The 20,746-nt window shown below is 61.9% G+C and carries 22 protein-coding genes; 1 reads left to right on the top strand and 21 read right to left on the bottom strand.

Annotated features, from left to right (window positions below; genetic code table 11):
• Positions 1 to 79 precede the first annotated feature (79 nt).
• The 21 genes from ACB034_RS17640 to ACB034_RS17540 form a co-directional block, all read right to left on the bottom strand.
• A complete protein-coding gene (locus tag ACB034_RS17640) occupies positions 80 to 667 on the bottom strand; it encodes a nucleoside triphosphate pyrophosphatase (protein ID WP_042070296.1) in 588 nt (195 codons plus the stop codon).
• Positions 668 to 669: 2 nt separating this feature from the next.
• Positions 670 to 1,155: a rod shape-determining protein MreD gene (gene mreD / locus ACB034_RS17635; RefSeq protein WP_026458460.1), complete on the bottom strand. Its 486-nt coding sequence runs from the start codon at positions 1,153 to 1,155 to the stop codon at positions 670 to 672.
• A complete protein-coding gene (gene mreC / locus ACB034_RS17630; RefSeq protein WP_061476914.1) occupies positions 1,155 to 2,048 on the bottom strand; it encodes a rod shape-determining protein MreC in 894 nt (297 codons plus the stop codon). The genes mreD and mreC overlap by 1 nt, the downstream gene beginning before the upstream one ends.
• A 42-nt stretch (positions 2,049 to 2,090) precedes the next feature.
• The gene (locus tag ACB034_RS17625; protein WP_005340051.1) at positions 2,091 to 3,131 is read right to left on the bottom strand and encodes a rod shape-determining protein; all 1,041 of its coding nucleotides are present in this window, start codon (positions 3,129 to 3,131) and stop codon (positions 2,091 to 2,093) included.
• Between the two features lie 204 nt (positions 3,132 to 3,335).
• Positions 3,336 to 6,182, bottom strand: a complete 2,847-nt coding sequence (locus ACB034_RS17620) for a DUF6701 domain-containing protein (RefSeq protein ID WP_371173363.1) — start codon at positions 6,180 to 6,182, stop codon at positions 3,336 to 3,338.
• Positions 6,179 to 6,646 (bottom strand): MSHA biogenesis protein MshP, encoded by a 468-nt coding sequence (locus ACB034_RS17615; protein ID WP_371173362.1) that lies wholly within the window; start codon positions 6,644 to 6,646, stop codon positions 6,179 to 6,181. Before ACB034_RS17615 ends, ACB034_RS17620 begins: the two co-directional genes overlap by 4 nt.
• The gene (locus ACB034_RS17610) at positions 6,636 to 7,520 is read right to left on the bottom strand and encodes a PilW family protein (RefSeq protein ID WP_371173361.1); all 885 of its coding nucleotides are present in this window, start codon (positions 7,518 to 7,520) and stop codon (positions 6,636 to 6,638) included. Before ACB034_RS17610 ends, ACB034_RS17615 begins: the two co-directional genes overlap by 11 nt.
• Positions 7,520 to 8,080 (bottom strand): prepilin-type N-terminal cleavage/methylation domain-containing protein, encoded by a 561-nt coding sequence (locus tag ACB034_RS17605; RefSeq protein WP_201942623.1) that lies wholly within the window; start codon positions 8,078 to 8,080, stop codon positions 7,520 to 7,522. The genes ACB034_RS17610 and ACB034_RS17605 overlap by 1 nt, the downstream gene beginning before the upstream one ends.
• Complete coding sequence (locus ACB034_RS17600) at positions 8,067 to 8,564, bottom strand: type II secretion system protein (protein WP_201942625.1); 498 nt, start codon at positions 8,562 to 8,564, stop codon at positions 8,067 to 8,069. The genes ACB034_RS17605 and ACB034_RS17600 overlap by 14 nt, the downstream gene beginning before the upstream one ends.
• 54 nt (positions 8,565 to 8,618) lie before the next feature.
• The gene (locus tag ACB034_RS17595; RefSeq protein WP_328706096.1) at positions 8,619 to 9,092 is read right to left on the bottom strand and encodes a prepilin-type N-terminal cleavage/methylation domain-containing protein; all 474 of its coding nucleotides are present in this window, start codon (positions 9,090 to 9,092) and stop codon (positions 8,619 to 8,621) included.
• A 14-nt stretch (positions 9,093 to 9,106) separates the two neighbouring features.
• Positions 9,107 to 9,778, bottom strand: a complete 672-nt coding sequence (gene mshB / locus ACB034_RS17590; protein ID WP_225633509.1) for an MSHA fimbrial major subunit MshB — start codon at positions 9,776 to 9,778, stop codon at positions 9,107 to 9,109.
• A gap of 73 nt (positions 9,779 to 9,851) precedes the next feature.
• Complete coding sequence (locus tag ACB034_RS17585; protein ID WP_223379762.1) at positions 9,852 to 10,316, bottom strand: hypothetical protein; 465 nt, start codon at positions 10,314 to 10,316, stop codon at positions 9,852 to 9,854.
• A gap of 145 nt (positions 10,317 to 10,461) precedes the next feature.
• Positions 10,462 to 11,682, bottom strand: a complete 1,221-nt coding sequence (locus ACB034_RS17580; protein ID WP_342013809.1) for a type II secretion system F family protein — start codon at positions 11,680 to 11,682, stop codon at positions 10,462 to 10,464.
• Between the two features lie 3 nt (positions 11,683 to 11,685).
• Positions 11,686 to 13,395 (bottom strand): MSHA fimbrial ATPase MshE, encoded by a 1,710-nt coding sequence (gene mshE, locus ACB034_RS17575; protein ID WP_026455896.1) that lies wholly within the window; start codon positions 13,393 to 13,395, stop codon positions 11,686 to 11,688.
• Positions 13,396 to 13,428: 33 nt separating this feature from the next.
• Positions 13,429 to 14,514, bottom strand: a complete 1,086-nt coding sequence (locus ACB034_RS17570) for a tetratricopeptide repeat protein (RefSeq protein WP_371173360.1) — start codon at positions 14,512 to 14,514, stop codon at positions 13,429 to 13,431.
• A complete protein-coding gene (locus ACB034_RS17565; RefSeq protein WP_225633514.1) occupies positions 14,511 to 15,401 on the bottom strand; it encodes an ExeA family protein in 891 nt (296 codons plus the stop codon). Before ACB034_RS17565 ends, ACB034_RS17570 begins: the two co-directional genes overlap by 4 nt.
• A 92-nt stretch (positions 15,402 to 15,493) precedes the next feature.
• Positions 15,494 to 17,227 (bottom strand): pilus (MSHA type) biogenesis protein MshL, encoded by a 1,734-nt coding sequence (mshL, locus tag ACB034_RS17560; RefSeq protein WP_338611650.1) that lies wholly within the window; start codon positions 17,225 to 17,227, stop codon positions 15,494 to 15,496.
• Between the two features lie 67 nt (positions 17,228 to 17,294).
• Positions 17,295 to 17,624, bottom strand: coding sequence for an MSHA biogenesis protein MshK (locus ACB034_RS17555; RefSeq protein WP_371173359.1), 330 nt, complete (start codon positions 17,622 to 17,624; stop codon positions 17,295 to 17,297).
• Complete coding sequence (pilO, locus tag ACB034_RS17550) at positions 17,617 to 18,264, bottom strand: type 4a pilus biogenesis protein PilO (RefSeq protein WP_342013813.1); 648 nt, start codon at positions 18,262 to 18,264, stop codon at positions 17,617 to 17,619. Before pilO ends, ACB034_RS17555 begins: the two co-directional genes overlap by 8 nt.
• Entirely contained in the window at positions 18,264 to 18,857 is a 594-nt protein-coding gene (locus ACB034_RS17545; RefSeq protein ID WP_371173358.1) for a PilN domain-containing protein, read from the bottom strand. The genes pilO and ACB034_RS17545 overlap by 1 nt, the downstream gene beginning before the upstream one ends.
• Positions 18,857 to 19,723, bottom strand: a complete 867-nt coding sequence (locus ACB034_RS17540; protein WP_371173357.1) for an MSHA biogenesis protein MshI — start codon at positions 19,721 to 19,723, stop codon at positions 18,857 to 18,859. Before ACB034_RS17540 ends, ACB034_RS17545 begins: the two co-directional genes overlap by 1 nt.
• Before the next feature lie 86 nt (positions 19,724 to 19,809).
• On the opposite strand from ACB034_RS17540, the gene ACB034_RS17535 reads away from it, so the two are divergent.
• Positions 19,810 to 20,736, top strand: a complete 927-nt coding sequence (locus ACB034_RS17535) for a 1-aminocyclopropane-1-carboxylate deaminase/D-cysteine desulfhydrase (RefSeq protein ID WP_371173356.1) — start codon at positions 19,810 to 19,812, stop codon at positions 20,734 to 20,736.
• Positions 20,737 to 20,746: the final 10 nt, after the last annotated feature.

Here is a 20,746-nt window from a genome sequence, read left to right as displayed (position 1 = left end):
GTTCCAGTTTTGAATTCTATGAAGCCAATCCGGCACAACTCGCGCAAGGAAGACGCAGCAGAGCCCAGCTGACGGGAAATTATTTGAGCTGTTCCAGATGATGTTTGATCAGCAGATCCGTCTCCAGTAGGGGCAGACCGACCACGGCGCTGTAGCTCCCCTCCATGCGGCTGACGAACTTGCCCGCAATACCCTGAATGCCGTAAGCCCCGGCCTTGTCACAGGGCTCGCCGGTTTGCCAATAGGCCTCGATCTCGGCCTCATCCAGCTTGCGGAAGGCCACGTTGGTGGTGACCAGTCGCACGTCGCAGCGCTCCGGAGTGGCCAGCGCCACCGCTGTCATCACCTGATGCACCTTGCCGGAGAGCGCCTCCAGCATGTCTTTGGCATCCAGCAGATCGGACGGTTTCTCCAGCACTCGGTCGCCCAGCACCACTATGGTGTCGGCCCCCAGCACCGGCAACGCCGTCGGCGCACACGCCAGCCCGGCCATCGCCTTGTCACGGGCGAGGCGGCAGACGTAATCCTGCGCCTTTTCCCCCTCCTCACGCTGTTCCGGCACGTCCAGCCTGAGTACCTCAAAGCGGTAGCCCAGCTGGGTCAGCAGTTCATGACGGCGGGGCGAGCCCGAGGCGAGATAGAGTTGCGGTTCGTTGTTCTTGTTCATATTTACCTGATATTGAAGCGGCGCCGCACCTTGCGCAGCACCAGAAACACCCAGGGCCATATTAGCATCGTCGTCAACGTCGACCAAAAATAGGCGAAGTTGAGGCTGGCCCGGCTGAACAGGTGTTCTGCCCAGAATACCGTCACCTTGCCCACCAGTGACAGGCCGCCGATGATCAGCGCCTGTTGCCACAGAGAGAAGTTACGGATCTTCTGGAACTGGAAGGCCGCCAGATAGGTGGTGATGGCCATCGCCATGGCCCGCACCCCGAGCGTGCTGCCCAGCAGCACGTCCAGCAGCAGGCCGGCCACCCAGGCGGTGCCGACGTTGGTTCGGTGCGGCAGCGCCAGCGCCCAGTAGATCAGCACCATGGCTAACCAGTCGGGGCGGAAAGGATCAAATTCGAAAGGAAGCGGCAGGATCGACAGGCTCAAGGCCAGCAGGATGGAAATCCAGATCCAGACCCTGCCGCTGGCGGGTTGTAACATCAGCGGGTGGCTCCTGCGGCGGACGCTGCCGGTGCGGCCCGTTCGCCTTCCTCATCATCTCGTACGTCAGGTTTCTTGTCAGTCCACAGCAACAGCAGGTAGCGCAGGCGATCCAGCTCCACCAGCGGCTTGGCCTCGACCTGGGCGAAGGGCTTGCCCTCCACATAGTCGGAGCGGGTTACTGTGGCCACCGGGTAGCCTTCCGGGAAGCGTCCGCCAAGGCCGGAGGTGACCAGCAGATCGCCGACCTGCACGTCGGTATTGCGCGGCAGGTTGCGCAGCTCCAGCTTGTCCAGCTCACCACTGCCGGAGGCGATGGCGCGCAGATCGTTGCGCAGCACCCGCACCGGAATGCCGTGGCTGGAGTCGGTGATGAGCAGCACCCGGCTGGTTGTGGAGCCCACGTGCAGCACCTGGCCGATGACCCCCTGATCGTTGATCACCGCCTGGCCGTTGTAGACGCCATCCAGCGCCCCCTTGTTGATCAGCACCTGGTGGCTGAAGGGATCGGAATCCACCGACAGCAGCTCGGCCACCATCTTGCGGGAATCCTTGTGCACCGGGGAACCGAGCAGCTCGCGCAGGCGCTGGTTCTCATGTTCCAGATGATCCATCTTCAGCAGGCGCGAGCGCAGGGTGAACAGCTGCTGCTCCTGTTGCTTGGTCTGCTCGATGAGATCGGCCCGGGTCTGCACCTGGGTCGACATGGTGTCGAGCAGGGTACCGGGGGCATTGGCCATGTATTGCAACGGACTGACGAGTGAACTCAGGTAGACGCGGACATGGGTAAACACACCGAAGCGGGAGTCCGCGACGATGGCTGCGATGGAGATGATGACGGCGAGAAACAACCGTAACTGAAGCGAAGGGCCTCTACCAAAAATGGGTTTCATGGGTCGTCAAAAAAGAGCCGGCACGCTGGCCGGCTTTGGGTCTTATTCGTAGTGGAACAGATCGCCACCGTGCATATCGATCAGCTCCAGCGCCTTGCCGCCACCACGGGCCACACAGGTGAGGGGATCTTCGGCGACGACCACTGGGATGCCGGTCTCTTCCATCAGCAGACGGTCGATGTCTTTAAGCAGGGCACCACCACCGGTCAGCACCATGCCGCGCTCGGAGATGTCGGAGGCCAGCTCGGGCGGAGACTGCTCCAGCGCCACCATGACGGCCGCGACGATGCCGGAGAGCGGCTCTTGCAGCGCTTCCAGGATCTCGTTGGAGTTCAGGGTGAAGCTGCGCGGTACCCCTTCGGCCAGGTTGCGGCCACGGACTTCGATCTCGCGCACCTCTTCACCCGGATAGGCGGAGCCGATCTCGTGCTTGATACGCTCGGCGGTGGCTTCACCGATCAGGCTGCCGTAGTTGCGACGGACATAGCTGATGATGGCTTCGTCGAACTTGTCGCCACCGATGCGCACGGACTGGGAGTAGACCACACCGTTCAGGGAGATGATGGCCACTTCGGTGGTACCACCACCGATATCCACCACCATGGAACCGGTCGCTTCGGAGACCGGCAGGCCGGCACCGATGGCGGCAGCCATGGGTTCGTCGATCAGGTAAACCTCACGGGCGCCGGCGCCCAGTGCGGATTCCTTGATGGCGCGACGTTCCACCTGGGTGGAGCCGCACGGTACACACACCAGCACGCGCGGGCTGGGGCGGAAATAGTTGTTGTCGTGAACCTGCTTGATGAAGTGTTGCAACATCTTCTCGGTCACGTAGAAATCGGCGATCACACCGTCTTTCATCGGGCGAATCGCGGAAATATTGCCCGGGGTACGGCCCAGCATCTGCTTGGCGGCATGGCCAACGGCAGCGACCGATTTGGCGTTCCCGCGCTCTTGGCGAATGGCGACAACTGAGGGTTCGTTAAGGACGATCCCTTGATCTTTTACATAGATCAGGGTGTTGGCAGTTCCCAGGTCGATCGACAGATCGTTGGAAAAAACGCCTCTGAGCTTTTTGAACATGGCTACGGGAAATCCTAAGAATTGGGAGGTGCAGAAAATCGGCTAACTTTACCAATGCCCACCCCAATGGGCAAGCGCTCAAACTGTCGCCAATCAATCACGCACGACAAAAATGCGAGTCGTCACTCACTGTCCCGGGCTTATAAACGCTCATAAACCGAAAATCAGGGGAAAGGTACTCACCTGTTCCCCTGTCGGATTCTGTCAGTTCAAAACTTCGCGTCGATAAATAATCCGGTCATTGCCCCGCGCCGAGCCAAAAATGCCCTCCCCCTGCAGGGAATCGGGATCCTTCAGCCACAGAGGTGCCGAAGGCTGTTTGTCCAGCTCGATCCGGTAGGGAATGCGCACCGCTATCCCGGGTGAGGCGAAGTGGAACAGGAGCTCGCCATCGTTGGCGATGGCAGACACGCCACCGGGGGCCGAGCGCCCCAGCCCCAACCTGATCTTGCGGTTATCCCCCAGATCGAGATCCCGACTGGCTTCATCAAAGCTCTGGCCCGCGCCAGAGAAGCTGAATCCCCCATTGGCCAGCGAGAGCACGGTACATTGATCCTGCGTGTTCAACTGCCAGTTACCGAATTCGTAATATTGCAGTTGCTGGACAATGGCGAGCGGCGCCGAGGCAAGCCCCGCCTCCGAACCCGCACTCACGCGACCAAAATAGGCGGTCATGGCGGCAGTATCGATCAACCTGGCATTGCACTGGCCGCTGCTGCACGCGCCCTGCACCGCCTCGTTGAAATCAGGATCGGCAATCAGGGTATGGTCACCATCGTGATCGTGCATATAGAGGCCGAATAACAAGGAGCGGTAGGGCCCATCCGGCTGGGTATCGGAGAGGCGCACAAACTCGCTCACATCATCCAGCCGGGCCAACCCGTTTTCCCAGGAAAGGGATGGCAAGCTGCGCAGCCGGGTTGAAAGGGAGTGACCATCCCTGTCATTGGCCGTGGTCAGATAAGCACTGCCCTTGGCAAAGGCATCCTTGTAGTTTTGAGTCTGCCCCCCGGCCCGATTGCGCGCCATGATCTCCAGCTGGACACCAAAAGGCTGACCCATATAGCTGAACTGGCCACAGGCCGGGATGATATCCCCGCGAACCAGATTAAAATCCCAGGGCACAAAGCGCCCAATGGGACTGCTCCAGCGCAAAGGCACCTCCAGTTGTGGTGACTCGGTCTGATAACCGGGATAGGGGATAAAATTGCTGACCCCCGCTTTGAGCACCCCCACCTCATCCCATTGCGCAGCGGTAAGACTCATACCGTTAGCGACAGATAGAGATGTCGGTGACGGTGTGCCACTGCCCCCTGAGCTCGGAGCCAAGGTCGCCCACTGCAAAGGCAAGTTTGTCGCCCCGAAGCCGGCCGTGGTCACGCCCTGTCGATTGATCGCCTGAGCCAGTAGTGTGTAGGTTTCCCCCGCCTTGCGATATACGCCACAATTCCCCATATAGCTGGCATCATCCGAACCACTACAGGCCGGTTGATCCTGACCGCGCAAGAGAATGGCACTTGGCAACACGGCCACCGTATCGCTGCCGGTCAGGGTCAGGGTACCGGTGGTATCGCTCTTCTGAAAAGTGGCATCCAGCCGCAACACGCCGGCATCCGGATACTTCAGCGCCAGCTGGCCCACCCCGTTGCCATCGAACAGCACGCTTACGCTGCCAGTTGGCGTCAACGCACTGTCATTGATCGACGGGACTGAACTGCTGGTCGGCTCGGACACCAGCTTGGCGTGGCCAAACTGAAGGGTCTGGTTACCCGTCAGCAGGGGGACGCAGACCCGGGTTGCTCCGGCATCGTTGGAACGGATAGCCCGGATCGTCGTGCTGGCCGTGTCACCGGCATAAAAGGTAGAAAAATCAAAGCGCAGGGCCGCATCGGTAAAACTCATGGAACAACTGTTATCAAGCACTCCGTCCCGATAGCAGCGCAATGGTGCGCTCGGGGCGCTGCTCGTCAGTCCTAGGGTGACATTCCCGCTGGTCAGGCGGGAGAGAGTCAGCGCCGCCAGGCCAGACGCTCCAATAGTCACCGGATTACTGCTCCAGCCACTGGCTGGAGACAGGGTCACCTGGGCTCCGTTGACGTAACGCTGGCTGCAATTATTGTTCTGGCAGGCCAACAGCTGGATTGATGCCCCTTCGCAGGTCAATGACTGCGAAGGGTAGTAAAGCTCGTAATGATCCAGGCTGTCGCCAACATAGTCCTTCTTGTTGATCTGCGATTGCCCTTCCATAAACAGGTAGCGGCTGGTCACACGACCGTTGATCAAGGAATTGTTGTTCATGGCAAGCTTGTTGTCGGAGTAGACATAGCCGTTGATCTGGCTGTTGCCTGTCATGGTCAGATCGCCATAAGCAACCAACAGCAGGCTGCGTTTGCCATCCATATTCATCAAGCCACTGCTGATGACGGCATTCTTGTTGATAAAGAGCCGCGCATCCCCCTGCAGGATGAGTTCTCCCCCGTCAGTGATGGAGAGCCGATCAACCCAGTAATCCCCCTGAGTCAGGACCAAGCGGGCACCGTTACCAAGCTCCAGAGTGTTGAAGCGATACTCCGAGTAGCGGGCGCTGACCGAGGCCGTGCAGCGAGCATAGAGCTGCACGGTACCATACTGATTGCCGTTGCTGCCCAGCGATAGCGTGTCACCATTGCTGCAACTCCAGACGCTGCCGGCAGCACCACTGCTCCCCAGAAAATAGTTGTAACCATCGACTTTCAAGCCACGAATATCGTAGTTGGTATCGGAGCAATAGCGGTTTCCCCCCAAGGCCGTATCACAGCCGGTGGCGGGGCGCTCATAAGTGGAGTTGATGCCGCAAAATTTCAGATCCCTACCCAGGGTGCCATTGATCCGGCTGCTGTTGTATTGCTTGAACTGGGGAGAGTTGATCTGATGGCAGAGGTTGCTGTTGTCACCATGATGCCCCTGAACCACATCGGGAAAATAGGTGCCGATATCCACCGCATCGAAAGCGACCGCCCCCCCTGAGGCCAACATCGCCAGGCAGGCCAGCGCCATCCCTTTTATTGTCATGGGGATACTCCATCAAAAACTTCGATAACCAAGGTGCGACTGACGGCAAAATCCGGGTTGGCACTGGCCAGATCATCCTGGCCGCAGGTCCCCGTGCTGAGCAGACGGTAGCCGTTTACTGTCTCTCCCTGATAGGTGATGGGTAGTTGCACACACTCGACTCGAACCTGACAGCTGGCCAGGCCCTGATCACTGCCAAAGGTCGGGGGCACATTGACCAGATCGCAGAGGTTGGCCGGGGCGGCTGGGAGCTTGGGGAACAGTTGAGACAAGGCCATCTCCAGCCCGCTCTGGGCCGCCAGCAAGGCACGCACGCTGCGCACCTCCACGGTATTTTTCTCGCTGCTGTCCGTCAGCATGCGACCGAGCGCCGCCGCCAGCAGGGCCATCACCACGATGACGAACAGGGCGATCATCAGGGCGCTGCCCCTTGCGCGGGTCGGCCTTCTCACGTCAGGGCACATTGCTCACCCCTATCTTGTGGTTGAAGGTAACCGACTCCCCCTTGCGCTCGAATACGAACCGGATACCAACCTCCCCCGAAGCATTGAAGGCGGCAGGCTCCCGATAGAAAGTACCGCTACGGATCCACTCCGCCATCAGACTCGGTGAAGAGAGCGCCTCGTCAATCGGCCCGCTGCTGCGAAGCAACCGCCCCCCTTCCACGCAATAACGCACCTGCTGGCGCGCGAAGTAGACCCGGTTGGCAGGGGAGAGGCCATCCAGCAGCTCGGAAGCGACATAATGAACCGCTTGTACGCCGGTCACTGGCGCTAGCACGTCTCTCACCTCGGCCACGCAGTTGCCATAGATGCAACCCTGTTTTAGGGAGTCGACATCGCCGCGGGGGATGGGAAACACGACCAGCAGATCACGGTTTGCCGCCACGGCACCGCCATCATCCTGCAACGGATTGGCCGCCGAGGCCGGGGTCTGCATCAAGAGTTCCAGGGTACCGGCACTGCCGGAGACGGCACGGTTCAAGGTGAGATAACGACTGGTGGCACTGATGGGCCAAAAACGCAGGCAGGAGCCGCTATCCACCCAGTCGCCTGTCGCCGTTTCAATGCGCACCGAGCCGGGCACGGCATCGCGCACCTCGCGATTGAGTCGTTCCATGGCAAAGCGGGCATCGCTCATCAGCTGCTCGCGACTGCTGGCATCGCCGTAGATCTGGCTGCCGATACCGATAAACTGGCTGCTGAAGGTCGCCATGATGCCAAGCAGCAGGATCACCATCACCAGCTCAACCAGGGTAAACCCGCGCACGGACTGCCGGGGGGCGCCAAGTCTGCACGACCCGGTTGCGGAGTGTCTCGTGAATATCGGGTTGCCCATCAGTAGTTCCCCCGATAGAGGGAGAAGTCGAGTACGCTGCGATCGGGCAGCCGTACTTGCAGCTCGATACGCTTGCCCACCGAGCAGGGTTCGCTACAGCTTTTAAAGCTGCCATCGCTGAAATCGACGCCGCTCACCGCGATCTTTACCTGATAGTTGGGGTACTCGTCGCCACTGACGCCCGCCGAGGTCTGGGTGAAGCGATTGGCATCGACCCAGTTGCCTGCCGTATCGAAGTCATCCACATCGTTGTAGGCGTAGGGCGCCGGCTCACCGTCCGGGCCATAGCTGGTCGAGCAGGCCGGGATGGTGACACCGGTGACCGTCTCGCCACAGCGGTAGCGGCCACCGTTGTGATCCGACTGCTCATCGAAGGACTTTTGCAGGATCTCGCCGGCAAGGCGCTGGGCCAGTTGGGCGGCGCGCACCTGCTGCACCGGATCCACCGCCCTGGGGGCCTGGTTGATAAGCAACCCGAGTATGCCGGTCAGCGCCACCGCCAGCAGCACTATGCCGACGATCAGCTCAATCAGGGTAAAGCCGCGCTCAGGGGATCTCATGGATATACCCCTCGGATTCAATCTGGATACGACCGGCTTCCCGCCCATCACTGACCTGCACTATGCACCCATTGCTGCAAACCCCCAGCGGGCGCCCCATCCGATCGAAGCGCAACACAAAACTGCTGTTGTTATTCAAGGAGATCGTCATGCCGGCTGAGGGGATGACAGGGCGGCCTCGCGTACGCAAATTGTCGCTCCAGCCAGCAATGGAGCCGGGCGCAGGGCAAGTAGTGCCGGCCATGGACTGGGTGATATGGGCGAATCGGGAAGCGTCGACCACCAGCTGGGTACAACGGTTGGCGGGTTCATGCATATTGACTGTCTGTACCAGCCGCAGCCGGGTCAGCAGTTCATCGCGCAGGCTTTGGGTTTCAACGCCGCCTTTGCCCAGCCATTTGGGCACGGCAAAGGCGGCCAGAATCCCGAGCAGCAGGATCACCACGACCAGTTCAATCAGGGTAAAGCCCTTGGTTGCAGCCATGGGTCTTCTCATCAGGTAAAAGAGAAAGCGAGGCCGAAGCCTCGCCTTGTCACATCACTGTACCGCAGCACATTGGCTGCTGGCATTGATTTTACCAAGTGCCGATGTCGCCGGAGCATTGGAAGCCGCTTGTGTATAGAGCACGCAATCAGCCTTCTCCTTAGCATCGGCTGGCGCAAAGCTGAAAGTATTGGCTGCACTGGAGACAGCTTTCCAGGAGCTGTCGATGGTCACTGCTTTGGCAATGCCATCGTCAGAGGCTTTGGGATAGCCATAGACCACGGCGATCGCGGTACCATCAGCGCTGGACACGGAACCAGTGGCAGCAGCCTCAATGCCTTCCAGAGCGGATTTGCTGTATACCAGTTGGGAAGAGCTCTGCACGGCAGCCAGTACGCCACTGGCTGCGGCCGTTTTGGCATCATCCTGCAGATTCAGGAACTTGGGTGCAGCAGTCACCGCCAGAATGCCCAGAATGATGATCACGATGACCAGCTCGATCAGGGTAAAACCCGCCTGTTTTTTCATTTCATTTTCCTCTGTTAATTGATGTTGGTGGTCACCTGGCCGGAGGCCGGACGGTAACTGAAACTCATAAAGGCATCCGTGCTGCCCTGCGGATCCTGATACTTGCCATCGCTGCCCTTGCTCAGGCTGTTGACCAGATAGTAACGGCAGACCGAATCCAGACCGTTATTGGTCACGCTGACATAATATTTCAGGTCATTGCCACTACTGCGCACTTCACTGAAACTTGCCGTCGCCTTGGGCGGGTTTTGCAACAACCCCTCCCAAATTTTGAGGCAGCGCTGGGCGCTCAGGTTGGCCGGATCCACATCTATGCCACCCTCGGCGGACGTATCCATGGGATAGCCTGGCGAGAGCTCGCCATTGCTGATCTGGGTCTCGGTCGGCGTGGTCAGGTAGAAGCGGGAACCGTCATAGAGCACGGTATTGAGCCCGTCCTGCTTGGCACGCCCCTCGGCCTCCCACTGGGCCCGCACCAGCGACACGCCGGTGGCAAAGCCGCCAGAAACCCCTTCCACGCTCGCCTTCTTGGCCTCGTCGGTCACGTCGAGAAAGCGTGGCAACGCCGTCACCGCCAGGATCCCCAGGATCACGATGACGATCACCAGTTCGATCAGGGAGAAGCCGGCAGCCAGCTTCACTATCCCTCTGTTCGGGATTGTTGATGCCCTTGATTTCATTGCCATACTCCCTCCGAAATGGGCGTTATTATTTCATGTGAGTTCAAAAAAATCATGTAGTTGACCCATTTATCAGGCCTCATTCAGAGCGCTTCGTCACACGCCCGTCAGAAAATTGATACATCAGCCAATAACCGTCCCAACCAATTTCGCATCCGCTGCCATCCGGACGGGCCAGAAACTGCAGAGGCGGCATGCCGCTCTCCGCCTCCCCGACCAGTGTCAACCAAAGCTGACGGCAGTTGCCGGAGGGAGATTGCGGCGGCATCACCGCAAGCGGCCAGCCCCGCTCATCGAACTGCCACGCGAGATCACCGGCATGGAGCAGTGACGGTCGCCGCGTGTCGAGCCAGAGACCGTGCAAGCGCTGTACCCGCTCGGCAAACTGCTCCCCGAGCAGGGTGAGGGTGACTCGCTGCGCCTCCTCCCGGTTGCCCTGATAGCTCTGCACCAGGGTAGCGACGATGATCATCAGCAGGATCAGGGTGATCCCCAGCCGATAGCCGCTCAACCAGCGTTCATCCTGTTGTGACTGCCTGCTCATCTTGTCCCGTACTCCCCGGCCATCCATTGCCGCGACGACTCCATCACCACTTGCAATACATATCCCATCCTATGGCTGTGAAGATGCGTCTATTTACCGCGAACGGCGCCCATCATGTCCCACCATATGACCGTAAAGATGCGGCCTATTGACCTCGAACGGCCCGCATCATGTCCCACATGGGCGTAAAGATACCGAGCGCCAGGATCAGTACCATGACCGCCACTATCCCGATCAGGATGGGCTCGATGCGGGCGGTGAGGCTCTTGAGGTCGTAATCCACCTCCCGCTCGTAATACTCGGCTGCCTCGTGCAGCAGATCGTCCACCTGACCTGTCTCCTCCCCCACGGCGATCATCTGCATCACCAGCGGGGTGAACAGGCCGCTGCCACCGGCGGTGCGCAGCAGGCTTTCGCCCCGCTCAATGCCGGCCCGCATATCACGGATCCGGCCCGCCATGTAAGCGTTGTCCACCGCGTCGGCCACCAGGGTCAGCGCCGTGTTCAGCGGCACCCCGGCCTTGAGCATCATGGAAAAGCTGCGGGCGAAACGGGCCAGCAGGGAGCGCTCTATGATGGTGCCGACGATGGGCAGTTTCAGCTGCCATCTGTGCCAGGTCAGCTTGCCCTGCTCACTGGCGGTCCAGCGTCGCCAGCCGAATACCATGGCACCGAGGATGGCGAGCAGCAGCCACCAGTAGTGAACGAAGAAGTGAGAGGTGGCGAGCAGGATCCGGGTCGCCAGAGGCAGCTCCACCCCGAACTTGGCGAACATGCCGGCAAACACCGGGATCACCATGACATTGAGGATCACCATGGCAATACCGATGGCGATCAGCACGAAGCTGGGGTAGCGCATGGCGGTCTTGATCCGCTTGCGGGTCTCCAGCTCCAGCTCGAAATAGGTGGCGAGCTGCAGGAAGGCCTCTTCCAGCTGACCCGTGTTCTCCCCCACATGGATGATGGCGACGAACAGGCTGCTGAATACCTTGGGATGGGCCTGCATCGAGCTCGACAGCGGCCGGCCGTTGCCCAGATCCTCCCCCAGCGCGTGCAGCGCCCGCTTGAGGGGCTTGCTGTGGGTGCTCTCCTCCAGCCCGGCGATGGCGCGCAGGATCGGGATCCCCGCCCGGGTCAGGGCATACATCTGGCGGCTGAAGATCACCAGCTCCTCAAGCCGCACGCCCCCCTCCAACAACAGTGACCAGTCGATGGACGCCGATTTGGCCTTGCTGGCTTTCAGCTCGGTGGGCATCACTCCACGGCGCATCAGCTGCTCGGCTGCCGCCATCTCGTTGGCGGCCTCCACCACGCCGCTGGTGGCATTGCCCTGGCTGTCGCGTCCCTTGTAGGCAAAGTTGGCCATCGCTTACCCCAGATCCTCGGCCAGCCTCAACACCTCATCTACCGAGGTGATTCCCTTGCGGGCATAATCGAGCGCGGTCAGCGCCAGCGGCCGATAGTGTTCGTGTTCGCGGGCAGCTTTGGCGAATCCTTCCGCATCGTTGCGGCGCAGGGCATCCATCATGGGCTGATCCAGCTCCAGCAGCTCGTAGACCCCAATCCGGCCGGAATAGCCGGTGAAGTTGCAGCTCTGGCAGCCACGCCCCTTGTGATAGCGGTGCTGGCCGGGCGCTTCGCCGGAGAGCACGGTAAGCCAGGTGGCCTGCCCCTCGTCCGGCGCCTTCTCCTCGACGCAGTGTTCGCACACCCGCCGCACCAGGCGCTGGGCCACCACGGCCCGCAGCGCGCTCGCAACCAGATAGCCGGGAGCCCCCATGTCGATGAGGCGCAAGGCACTGGTAACCGCATCGTTGGTGTGCAACGTGGTCAGCACCAGGTGACCCGTGATGGCGCCGCGCAGACCTATCTCCACCGTCTCGTTGTCCCGCATCTCCCCCACCAGCAGGATGTCCGGATCCTGACGCAGGGTGGAGCGCAACACATGGGAGAAGGTGAGCCCTATCTTGGGATTGACCTGCACCTGACTGATCCTCGGCAGGCGATACTCCACCGGGTCTTCCACCGTGATGATCTTCTGGCTCGCCTGATTGAGTTCGGAGAGGGCGCCGTAGAGGGTGGTGGTCTTGCCGCTCCCGGTCGGGCCCGTCACCAGGATCATGCCATGGGGACGTTTGAGCTGGCGGCGAAAGCGGGTCAGGATCTCCGGCGGCATGCCGGTCTCGGTCAGCGACAGGATGCCGGAGGATTGATCCAGCAGACGCATCACCACCGACTCGCCGTATTGCACCGGCATGGTGGAAATCCGCACGTCCACGTCACGCCCGCGAACCTTCATGTTGAAGCGGCCATCCTGGGGCAGCCGCTTCTCGGAGATGTCGAGCCCCGCCACCAGCTTGAGGCGCAGCACCAGCGCCTGGGCGATGCGCACCTCGTTAAGGATGTTCTCGTGGAGGATGCCGTCGATCCGCTGGCGGATGCGCAGCACCTTCTCGTCCGGCTCGATATGGATATCCGATGCCCCCACCTGCACCGCGTCCTCAAACAGGGAACGCAGCAGCTTGGCTACCGTCGCCTCCCCCTCATCTGCCGCCCCCAGGTTGCTGGCCCCCAGCTCGAAGCCGGTGTCCTGGTACTCCTCCTGCAACTGCTCGGCGAAACTCTCGATCTCGCGGGTACGGCGATAGAGGCGGTCGAAATACTCCAGCAGCTGACCTTCCCGCGCCACCGCCAGCACCATCTCGCGGGGGCTGAGCAGGGCGGCGATGGCATCCATGGCGCTCAGATCCGCCGGATCCGACATGGCCACCGTCACCCTGTCATCCCTGAGGTTGACCGCCAGCGCCCGATAGCGGCGAGCCTGTACCTCGGGCAGCAGGGCCACCGCCGCCGCGTCTATGGTGAGGTTGTTGAGATCGAAGAAGGGCACATCCAGCTGGCGGGCGAGAAACTGCAGCAACTGCACCTCGCTGATGAAGCCAAGATCGATCAGGGTGGTGCCCAGCTTGCGGCCGGTCTGACGCTGCTGCTGCAGGGCGAGCTGCAACTGATCATCCGAGATGATCTGCTCCTGAACCAGCAGGTCGCCGAGGCGCATTTTCAGTCTGGGTTGTGCCATTGAAACTCCGAAGTTGATTGACCCTGTCGCCCGTCAGGGGGCGAGCTGGGCGACGCGCTGTTCCAGCCAGCTGGTGGAAGCCTCACCCAGATTGCCATGGAGCAGGGCGTTGCGATAGGCGTCCAGCGCCCGCTGGCTGTGGCCCTGGCCATCCTCGGCCACGCCCAGCCCGAGCCACCAACGGCCCTGATCCGGCTGCTGGCGCAGCAGCTTCACATAGAGATCTGCCGCCTCGGCGTTGCGTCCCAGCTCCTGGGTCAGCCCGGCCCAGGTGGCGTAATAATCGAGATTGGCGGCCAGCTCCGGCTGATAACCGGCGAGCCAGCCAAGCGCCTGTTGCCGTTGACCCTCGCTGATGGCAAGGCGGGCCAGCAGGAGCCGAAAATCCGCCTGCTGGGGCTCAAGCCTGAGCCCCTCCTCCAGCAACTGGCGTGCTTCGGCCAGCCGACCCTCGCCATAGAGGAGACCCGCCAGCTGCTCCCGCGCCCCCTGGTTGTGGGGATCGTGTTCCAGCACCTGATAGTAATTGTCCTGGGCATCCCTCAGGTTACCCTTGGCCATGGCGACAGTCGCCTTGCGCTCGGCCAGCACCGCCAGCTCCTGCGGGGAGAGCTCGACGGTTTCGATCTTCAGCACGCCCGGTTTGCGCGGTGGCTCGATGAGCGCCTGCTGTTCCGCGGCCAGCTCGGCATGCAGATCCGGCTGCAGCTCCTCATCGCTCGGCATGGGTTCATCGCCTTCCCCGGCCTCATCAGCCTCATCAAACGCGGGCCCGGACAAGGTATACGGCTCTTCATCCCCCTTCTCATCGGCGGCTGAGCGGGGCTGCGGCAGCGTCGCCGCCACCTCGGCGGAGTCAGGCTCGGCGGGCATTTGCGGCAGTGCCACCCGGGCCACCACATCCGCCGCCACGGGTTCACTGACCACACTCATAGCCCGGGTCTGCTGCCAGTAGATCCAGGTGCGCCAACCGAGGATCCCGAGGGCCAGGCCACAGAGCAGGGTCAATAGCAGCATCCACCAGCCCTGTTTGCGGGCCGGTGCGACATAGACGGCCGCTCCCGCGGATCCTTGCTGGCGCTGTTCCAGATCCTTGAGCATCTGGTTGATCACGCTCATTGCCAGACTCCATAAGCCAGGGCGCACCCTAGCAGCAGTAACAGGGGCCACCAGCGACCCGGGGCGCCCTTGCGCGCATCATCGGTATCGCGGATGGCGAGGTGCACCAGACGCGGCGCTATCTGCCGCGCCCCCTGACCATAGGCCAGCATCAGGCACTTCTGCGCCAGTACGTTGATAAGTCGGGGGACACCGCGCGAAGCGCGCCACAGGAGCGTCAGGGCGCGGTGACTGAACAGCGGCGCGCCGCGATAACCGGAAACTTGCAACCTGTGTTCCAGATAGGCGCGGGTCTCATCCCGGCTCAGGGGCCGCAGGCAGTAAGAGAAACCGATCCGCTGGCGCAGCTGGCGCAGATGGGGCTTGCCGAGCCGGCTATCCAGCTCGGGCTGGCCAAACAGCACTATCTGTAGCAGCTTGCTCGATTCGGTCTCGAGGTTGCCAAACAACCGGATCGCCTCCAGGGTCTCGTCCGGCAGGGCCTGGGCCTCGTCGATCAGAACCACCACCCGGCTCCCCTGTTGATGCAGGGCGATGAGGTGGCGGTGGATGCGATCCGTGATGTCCAGCTCGCTGCCATCGTGCACCGACAGCCCCAGCTCCAGCGCCAGGGCGATGCGCAGCTCGGCCGGAGAGAGGTGCGGGTTGGGCAACCAGGCGATACGCACCGGATGCGCCTCCGAGCCTAGCTCCCCCAGCAACTTGCGGCACAGCAGTGTCTTGCCGGTGCCCACCTCGCCGGTCACCTTGATAAAGCCCTCCCCCTGCGACAGCGCCCAGTTGAGCACCTGCAGCGCCTCCTCGTGCGGGGGCAGGCCGTAGTAAAAACCGGTATTGGGGGTGAGGCCGAACGGCGCCTCCTGCAGCCCGAAATATTCCAGGTACATGCCGTCAGCTCCCGCGCCCGGGCCGGGCGGCCTGCAACAGACCACCCGCCAGCACCAGACCATGGGACAGAGCCGGATCCGCGCTCATGCCATCAACCCTTGGGGGGATACCATTTGTCGAGCAGGTCGGCGGAGCGCTGCAGTTCGTTCTGCCAGGTCTCCTTCTCCACCACGGTTGGCTTGAGCAGGATCACCAGCTCCACCTTCTTGGTGCTTTCGCGGCGGTTGGTGAAGGCCTCGCCAACCCAGGGAATATCGCCGAGCAGGGGCACCTTGCTGACGATCTCCTGCTTGTCGGTCTTCATCAGGCCGCCGATGACGATGATGTCGCCGTTGTTGGCCTGCACCACGGTATCCGACTCCCGAATGGAGCTTCTGGCCAGCGGCAGCTCCAGCTTGCCACCCGTGGTCCCCATGTCGATCACCTTGTTCTGCTCCTCGGTGTCGATGACGGAGGGGTGGATGTGCAACAGCACCTTGCCCTCTTCGTCGATCTGAGGCGTCACGTCCAGCGCGATACCAGAAAAGAAGGGGGTCAGCTCCACGTTCGGGGTCTTGTCAGAGACGCCGGAGGAGTTGGTGGTGATGGTGGTCGAGGCGTTGGTGACGAAATACTCATCCGTCCCCACCTTGATCACCGCCTTCTGGTTGTTGGTCGCCGTCACCCGCGGGCTCGAGAGGGTATTCACATCCCCCTGGGTCTTGAGCAGGTTGACCGCCACGTTGAAGTTGCCATCCGTGATGGTGAAACCGGCGCCGCCGCCAATCGCCTTGAAGATGGGGTTCGCCGCACCAACCAGGCTGCTTCCCAGCGAACCCGCACCATTCAGCAGGTTGTACGCAGGATCGCTGCCCGGTGCCGTCAGGATAGGCTGGGCCACCGTCGGAATGCCCTTGTTGCCACCCCAGCTGGCGGTCAGACCGCTCCAGTCCACTCCCTGTTCATAACCCTCGCTGAGGGCCACCTCCAGGATCCGCGCCTCCAGCACCACCTGGCGCTTGAGGTGGCTCTCGGACTGGTTGAGGAACTCGCGCACCGCCTTGAGCTCCTTCGGATAGGCACGAATGGTCACCAGACCCGCCTGCGGGCTGGTGATGACGGCGCGGCCGTCACCGGTGCCGATCAGCATCTCCAGAGAGGTACGCAGATCGGTCCAGTAGTCGCTGTTGGTGTCGGTCTCGATGCGGGTGCCGTTGCTGTTGTCCGAGTTGCCATTGCTGCCGGACGAGTTGCTGGTGCTGGTATTGTTGCTGTTGGCGCTGTCGAAACTGTTGTTATTGCTGTTGTTATTGTCGTTGGAGGTGACCCCGCCGGTACTGACCGAGGTGCGGGAGAGGCCGCGCCGGGACATCATCAGATAGTTGACCGGAATGGTCTCGGTGCGCAGGCCGGCCGGGTAGATGTGAAACACGTTGCCCTTGCGCTGCACGTCGAAGCCGTACATGTCACCCACCACCGCCAGCACCTCCTGCAGGGTGACGTCCTTGAGCTCAACGGAGACCAGCCCGGAGACTCCGGGGTGCACCGCCACGCTGTAGCGGGATCCCTTGAACAGGGAGCCGAAAAACTCGACTGCCTCCACGTCATGGGCGGCGATGCGCAGCCGTTTTTCCGGCATGGGAACGGGCGTTTGCGGCCGGTTCAGTTGCAGCAATTCGCTTTGCACCGATTCGGGCAGGGTGGTCAGGGGGGCGGCCTGCTTCTGCTGTTCGCTCATGGCCTGCTTGAGGGCGTCCTTGGCCTGGGTGGGCTCAGGGTGTCGATACGTGGTACAGCCAGCAGCCATCATGGCCACGGCGATCAGACAGAGACGGTGTGTTTTCATGTAATCAATGCACCCTGACTTGCAATTAAATGCGATAAACCCGGCGCCCCAGTGGGGTCGCCAGGATTCAAACCCGAACCTTGCTGGCAAACAGTGTCAGCGCGTGGCGTTTTCCCGCCTTCTCGAGCACGACACCATCGGCCTGGATGGCCACCAGCGTATATCCTTCGATCTGCTGTCCTATCCGGTAACTCTTGCCGTTGAGCACCGCCAGCGAGGGACCGTTGCCCAGCACTATGCTCTGCAATTTCGGCAACCCGGCACTCCCCTGACCACTGGCCGCGGAGCCACCGGCCATCTCCGCCAGCGGTGCCGTGGGATCCTGCAACACTTCGGTCGGCTGCGCCATGATCTGGGCTCCGAACAGGCAGCAACACAATGGGAACCATTTAGCCACGAATGAACTCCTTGCTGGTGCTCAGGGTGTAGATCTCCATCTCCACCAAGGCCCCCGGGTAATCTTTCACCTGGTAGTCGAACCGCTTCCAGTAAAAGTGGCGCGGCAGGGCCTCGAGTGCCTTGAGATACTGATACACGTCGAAATAGCCCCCTTCCAGCTGCAGCCGGATGCCGTGCTTGTAGAGATTGATCTTCTGTTCGCCAGCCATCAATGGGGTCGGCTCCAGGGAACTAAGGGCCAGCATGTGCAGGTTGGCAGAGCGGGAGAGCAGCGCCTCCAGCACCTGCGGCATCTCGCGGGCCGGGATCAGATCCACGGTCTGGGCCTTGAGCCGCTCGTCGAGCCGGGCCAGTTCATCCTCGGTGCGCGCCAGCTGTTCCCGAACGCTCTGATCGGGATCCCGCTTGAGGCGAGCCTGCTTGCCGAGATTCTCCAGATCCATGATCTCGCGATCCCGTTCGGCGGCGTTCAGCGCCATGCGGTCTTGCTGCAGTCGGGTCGCGGCGCCATCGAGCCAGCCATAGAAGCCAACCGCCCCCAACACCACCAGCCCGGTCAGCAGGATCAGCACCCGTTCACGCTGGCTCAGGGCGGCAATGCGCTGGCTCCAGTCCTGCCACTGTTCTTTCAGGGTCATCAGGGTTTCTCCCGCGCTATGCCGCTGAGCTGGAAGGTCAGGCGACCCTCCTTGTCACGGCTCAGGGTCAGTTCACCAAACTCCTGGCCCGCCAGACTGGGAGTCTGCTTGAAGCGATTGACCCAGGCGGGCACATCCTGGCTGCGCCCGGCAAAACCGGAGAGATTGAACCGCCCTTCGTTGATTTCGATGCGTTGCAGCGAGAGGTTGCTGCTGCGGATCCGCGACAGATCCGCCATCACGCTGGCATACCCCAGGGATTTTTGCAGGCTCAGGCTGCCCAGCTGGCGCACCAGCCCCTGCTTGGCAGTCAACTCCTCTTGCAGACCGGTGAGCCGCTGTTGCAAGCGGGGATCGGCCTGATGGCGGGCCAGCTCGGCATCAAGCCTCTGAGCCTCGCTACGTTTGTGCGCCAGCTCGGTATTGACCAGTGCCAACGCCCGACTGACCTGTTGTTGCTGCCAGCCATAGCCGGCAGCCATCAGCAGGATCAGCAGAAAGCCGGCGCCCCAGGCCAGCGCCATCTGGTTGAGGCTGGCCCACTGGCGTTTGGGGCGAAACTCGGCGCCGTAGAGGTTGATCTGGCGTTTCATCACGCATCCTCCCCGATGGCGGCGGCATAGGCAGACAGATACTCGACCCCCGCCAGCACCGCCTTGTTGGCCATGGCGGAGACGGCCATGCCGAAGGTCTGTTCCATGTGGCGCACCAGGGTACCGATGAAGGAGGAGGCGATGGCCAGCTGCATCTGGCCCAGCTCCGGCAGCTTGAGCTGACCGGTCAGATAGTCGAGGGAGCGCTGGATCTCCAGCGCCAGGGTATCGAGCAGCAGGGCATCCGGCTCCTCCTGTTCTCCGGTCAGCGCCCCAAAGCCGCGCAGCTGGCGGGAGAAGCAGAGTCCGCCCTGATGGAACACCAGCAGTTGCAGATCCTGCCCCCTGGGTTGCCACAGCAGCATGCGCACCGCCCTGTCGGCCTCGTAGAGGGAGGTGAGCGCCAGCTCGTCGCTGACAATGGCATCCAGAGTGGCGACGCCGTTGATGGCCTCCGCCACTTGCTGTACCCGGCTCTTGGGCAGGCAGATCACATTGATCCGCGGCTGACCGGCAGGGGGCGTGGGCAGGTCGACATAATCCATGGCGAGCTGTAGCACGGGTTCGCTGACATAATCCTTGATGGCCCAGGGCAGGGCGCCGGCCATCTCGGCCTCTGGCACGGCGGGCTTGTCGATCTGGATCTGCTGATAAAGGCTGGCGGCCAGGGCGACACGCACCTTAGACTTGGCGAGGCCATGACGGCTGAACAGTTCATTGACGGCCTGGCCCCACTCGTGCGGTCCGTTGATGGTCCGGGTGGCAAAGACGGGGGGATTGGCGACGGCAGCCAGCATGATCCTGTCATTGGCCAGCAGGAGCCCCACCTGGCGACTTGGCGTTGACCGTTTGAACAGTTGTTTCATGTAAGCCGCCCCGTCATTAATTGGCAAAAAGCATGAAATCTTAACATAAACAGAGAATTAGCCTCCAGCAAAAGACGGACTCACCCTTGCAAGACAGCCTTACACCTCTGGCAACTGAGGGGGACAGCCCCCTGCCATCGCCACTGCATCCCATCCGGCATCCCCTGCTCGCCCATTACGGGGTGGAACTCTGGTGCAAGCGGGACGATCTGATCCACCCGACCATCTCGGGCAACAAGTGGCGCAAGCTGAAATATCACCTGCAGCATGCCAGCGAACAGGGCAAGCAGCACCTGCTTTCCTTTGGCGGCGCCTACTCCAACCACATCCATGCCCTGGCGGCGGCGGGCCACCACTACGGGCTGCGCACCACCGGCATCATCCGGGGCGAACCGGAGGCCATCGGCAACCCCACCCTGACGGATGCCAGCCGCTGGGGCATGGCCCTGCGCTTTGTCGACCGGCAAACCTACCGCAGGCGGCATGACCCCGAGTGGCTGGCCCGGTTTGCGGCCGCAGACACCCTGATTGTGCCGGAGGGAGGCAGCAGCCCCCTCGCCATCCCGGGGGTTGCCGAGCTGGTCGACGAAGTCCCCTTCTCGCCGGATCTCTGGGTGCTGCCCTGTGCCAGCGGCGGCACCCTGGCCGGCCTCATCGCGGGCAAGCGGGATCCGGAACAGATCCTTGCCATCGCCGTGCTCAAGGGGGGCAGCTTCATCGCCGACGAGGTGTGCCGGCTCTACCCGGCCGCGGCCACGATTCCCGGCTGGCGGATCGCGCTGGATCACCATGACGGCGGCTACGCCAGATTCAGCCCGGCGCTCTGGCAATGGGTGCAGGCCTTCAGCGCCGAGACCGGCCTGCCGCTCGAGCCCATCTACAGCGGCAAGGCGATGTGGGGACTGTTTCGCGAGTTGGCAGCGGGCCGCATCCCGGCCGGCAGCCGGATCGTCTTCATCCACACCGGCGGCCTGCAGGGGCTGGCGGGGCTCAAGGAACAGGGGCGTATCTGACGGCAGCTTG

Source organism: Aeromonas sp. S18(2024), from assembly GCF_041402525.1.
In the GTDB taxonomy this organism is placed as follows: domain Bacteria; phylum Pseudomonadota; class Gammaproteobacteria; order Enterobacterales; family Aeromonadaceae; genus Aeromonas; species Aeromonas enteropelogenes.
This window is presented reverse-complemented; position numbering and strand designations above follow the sequence as displayed.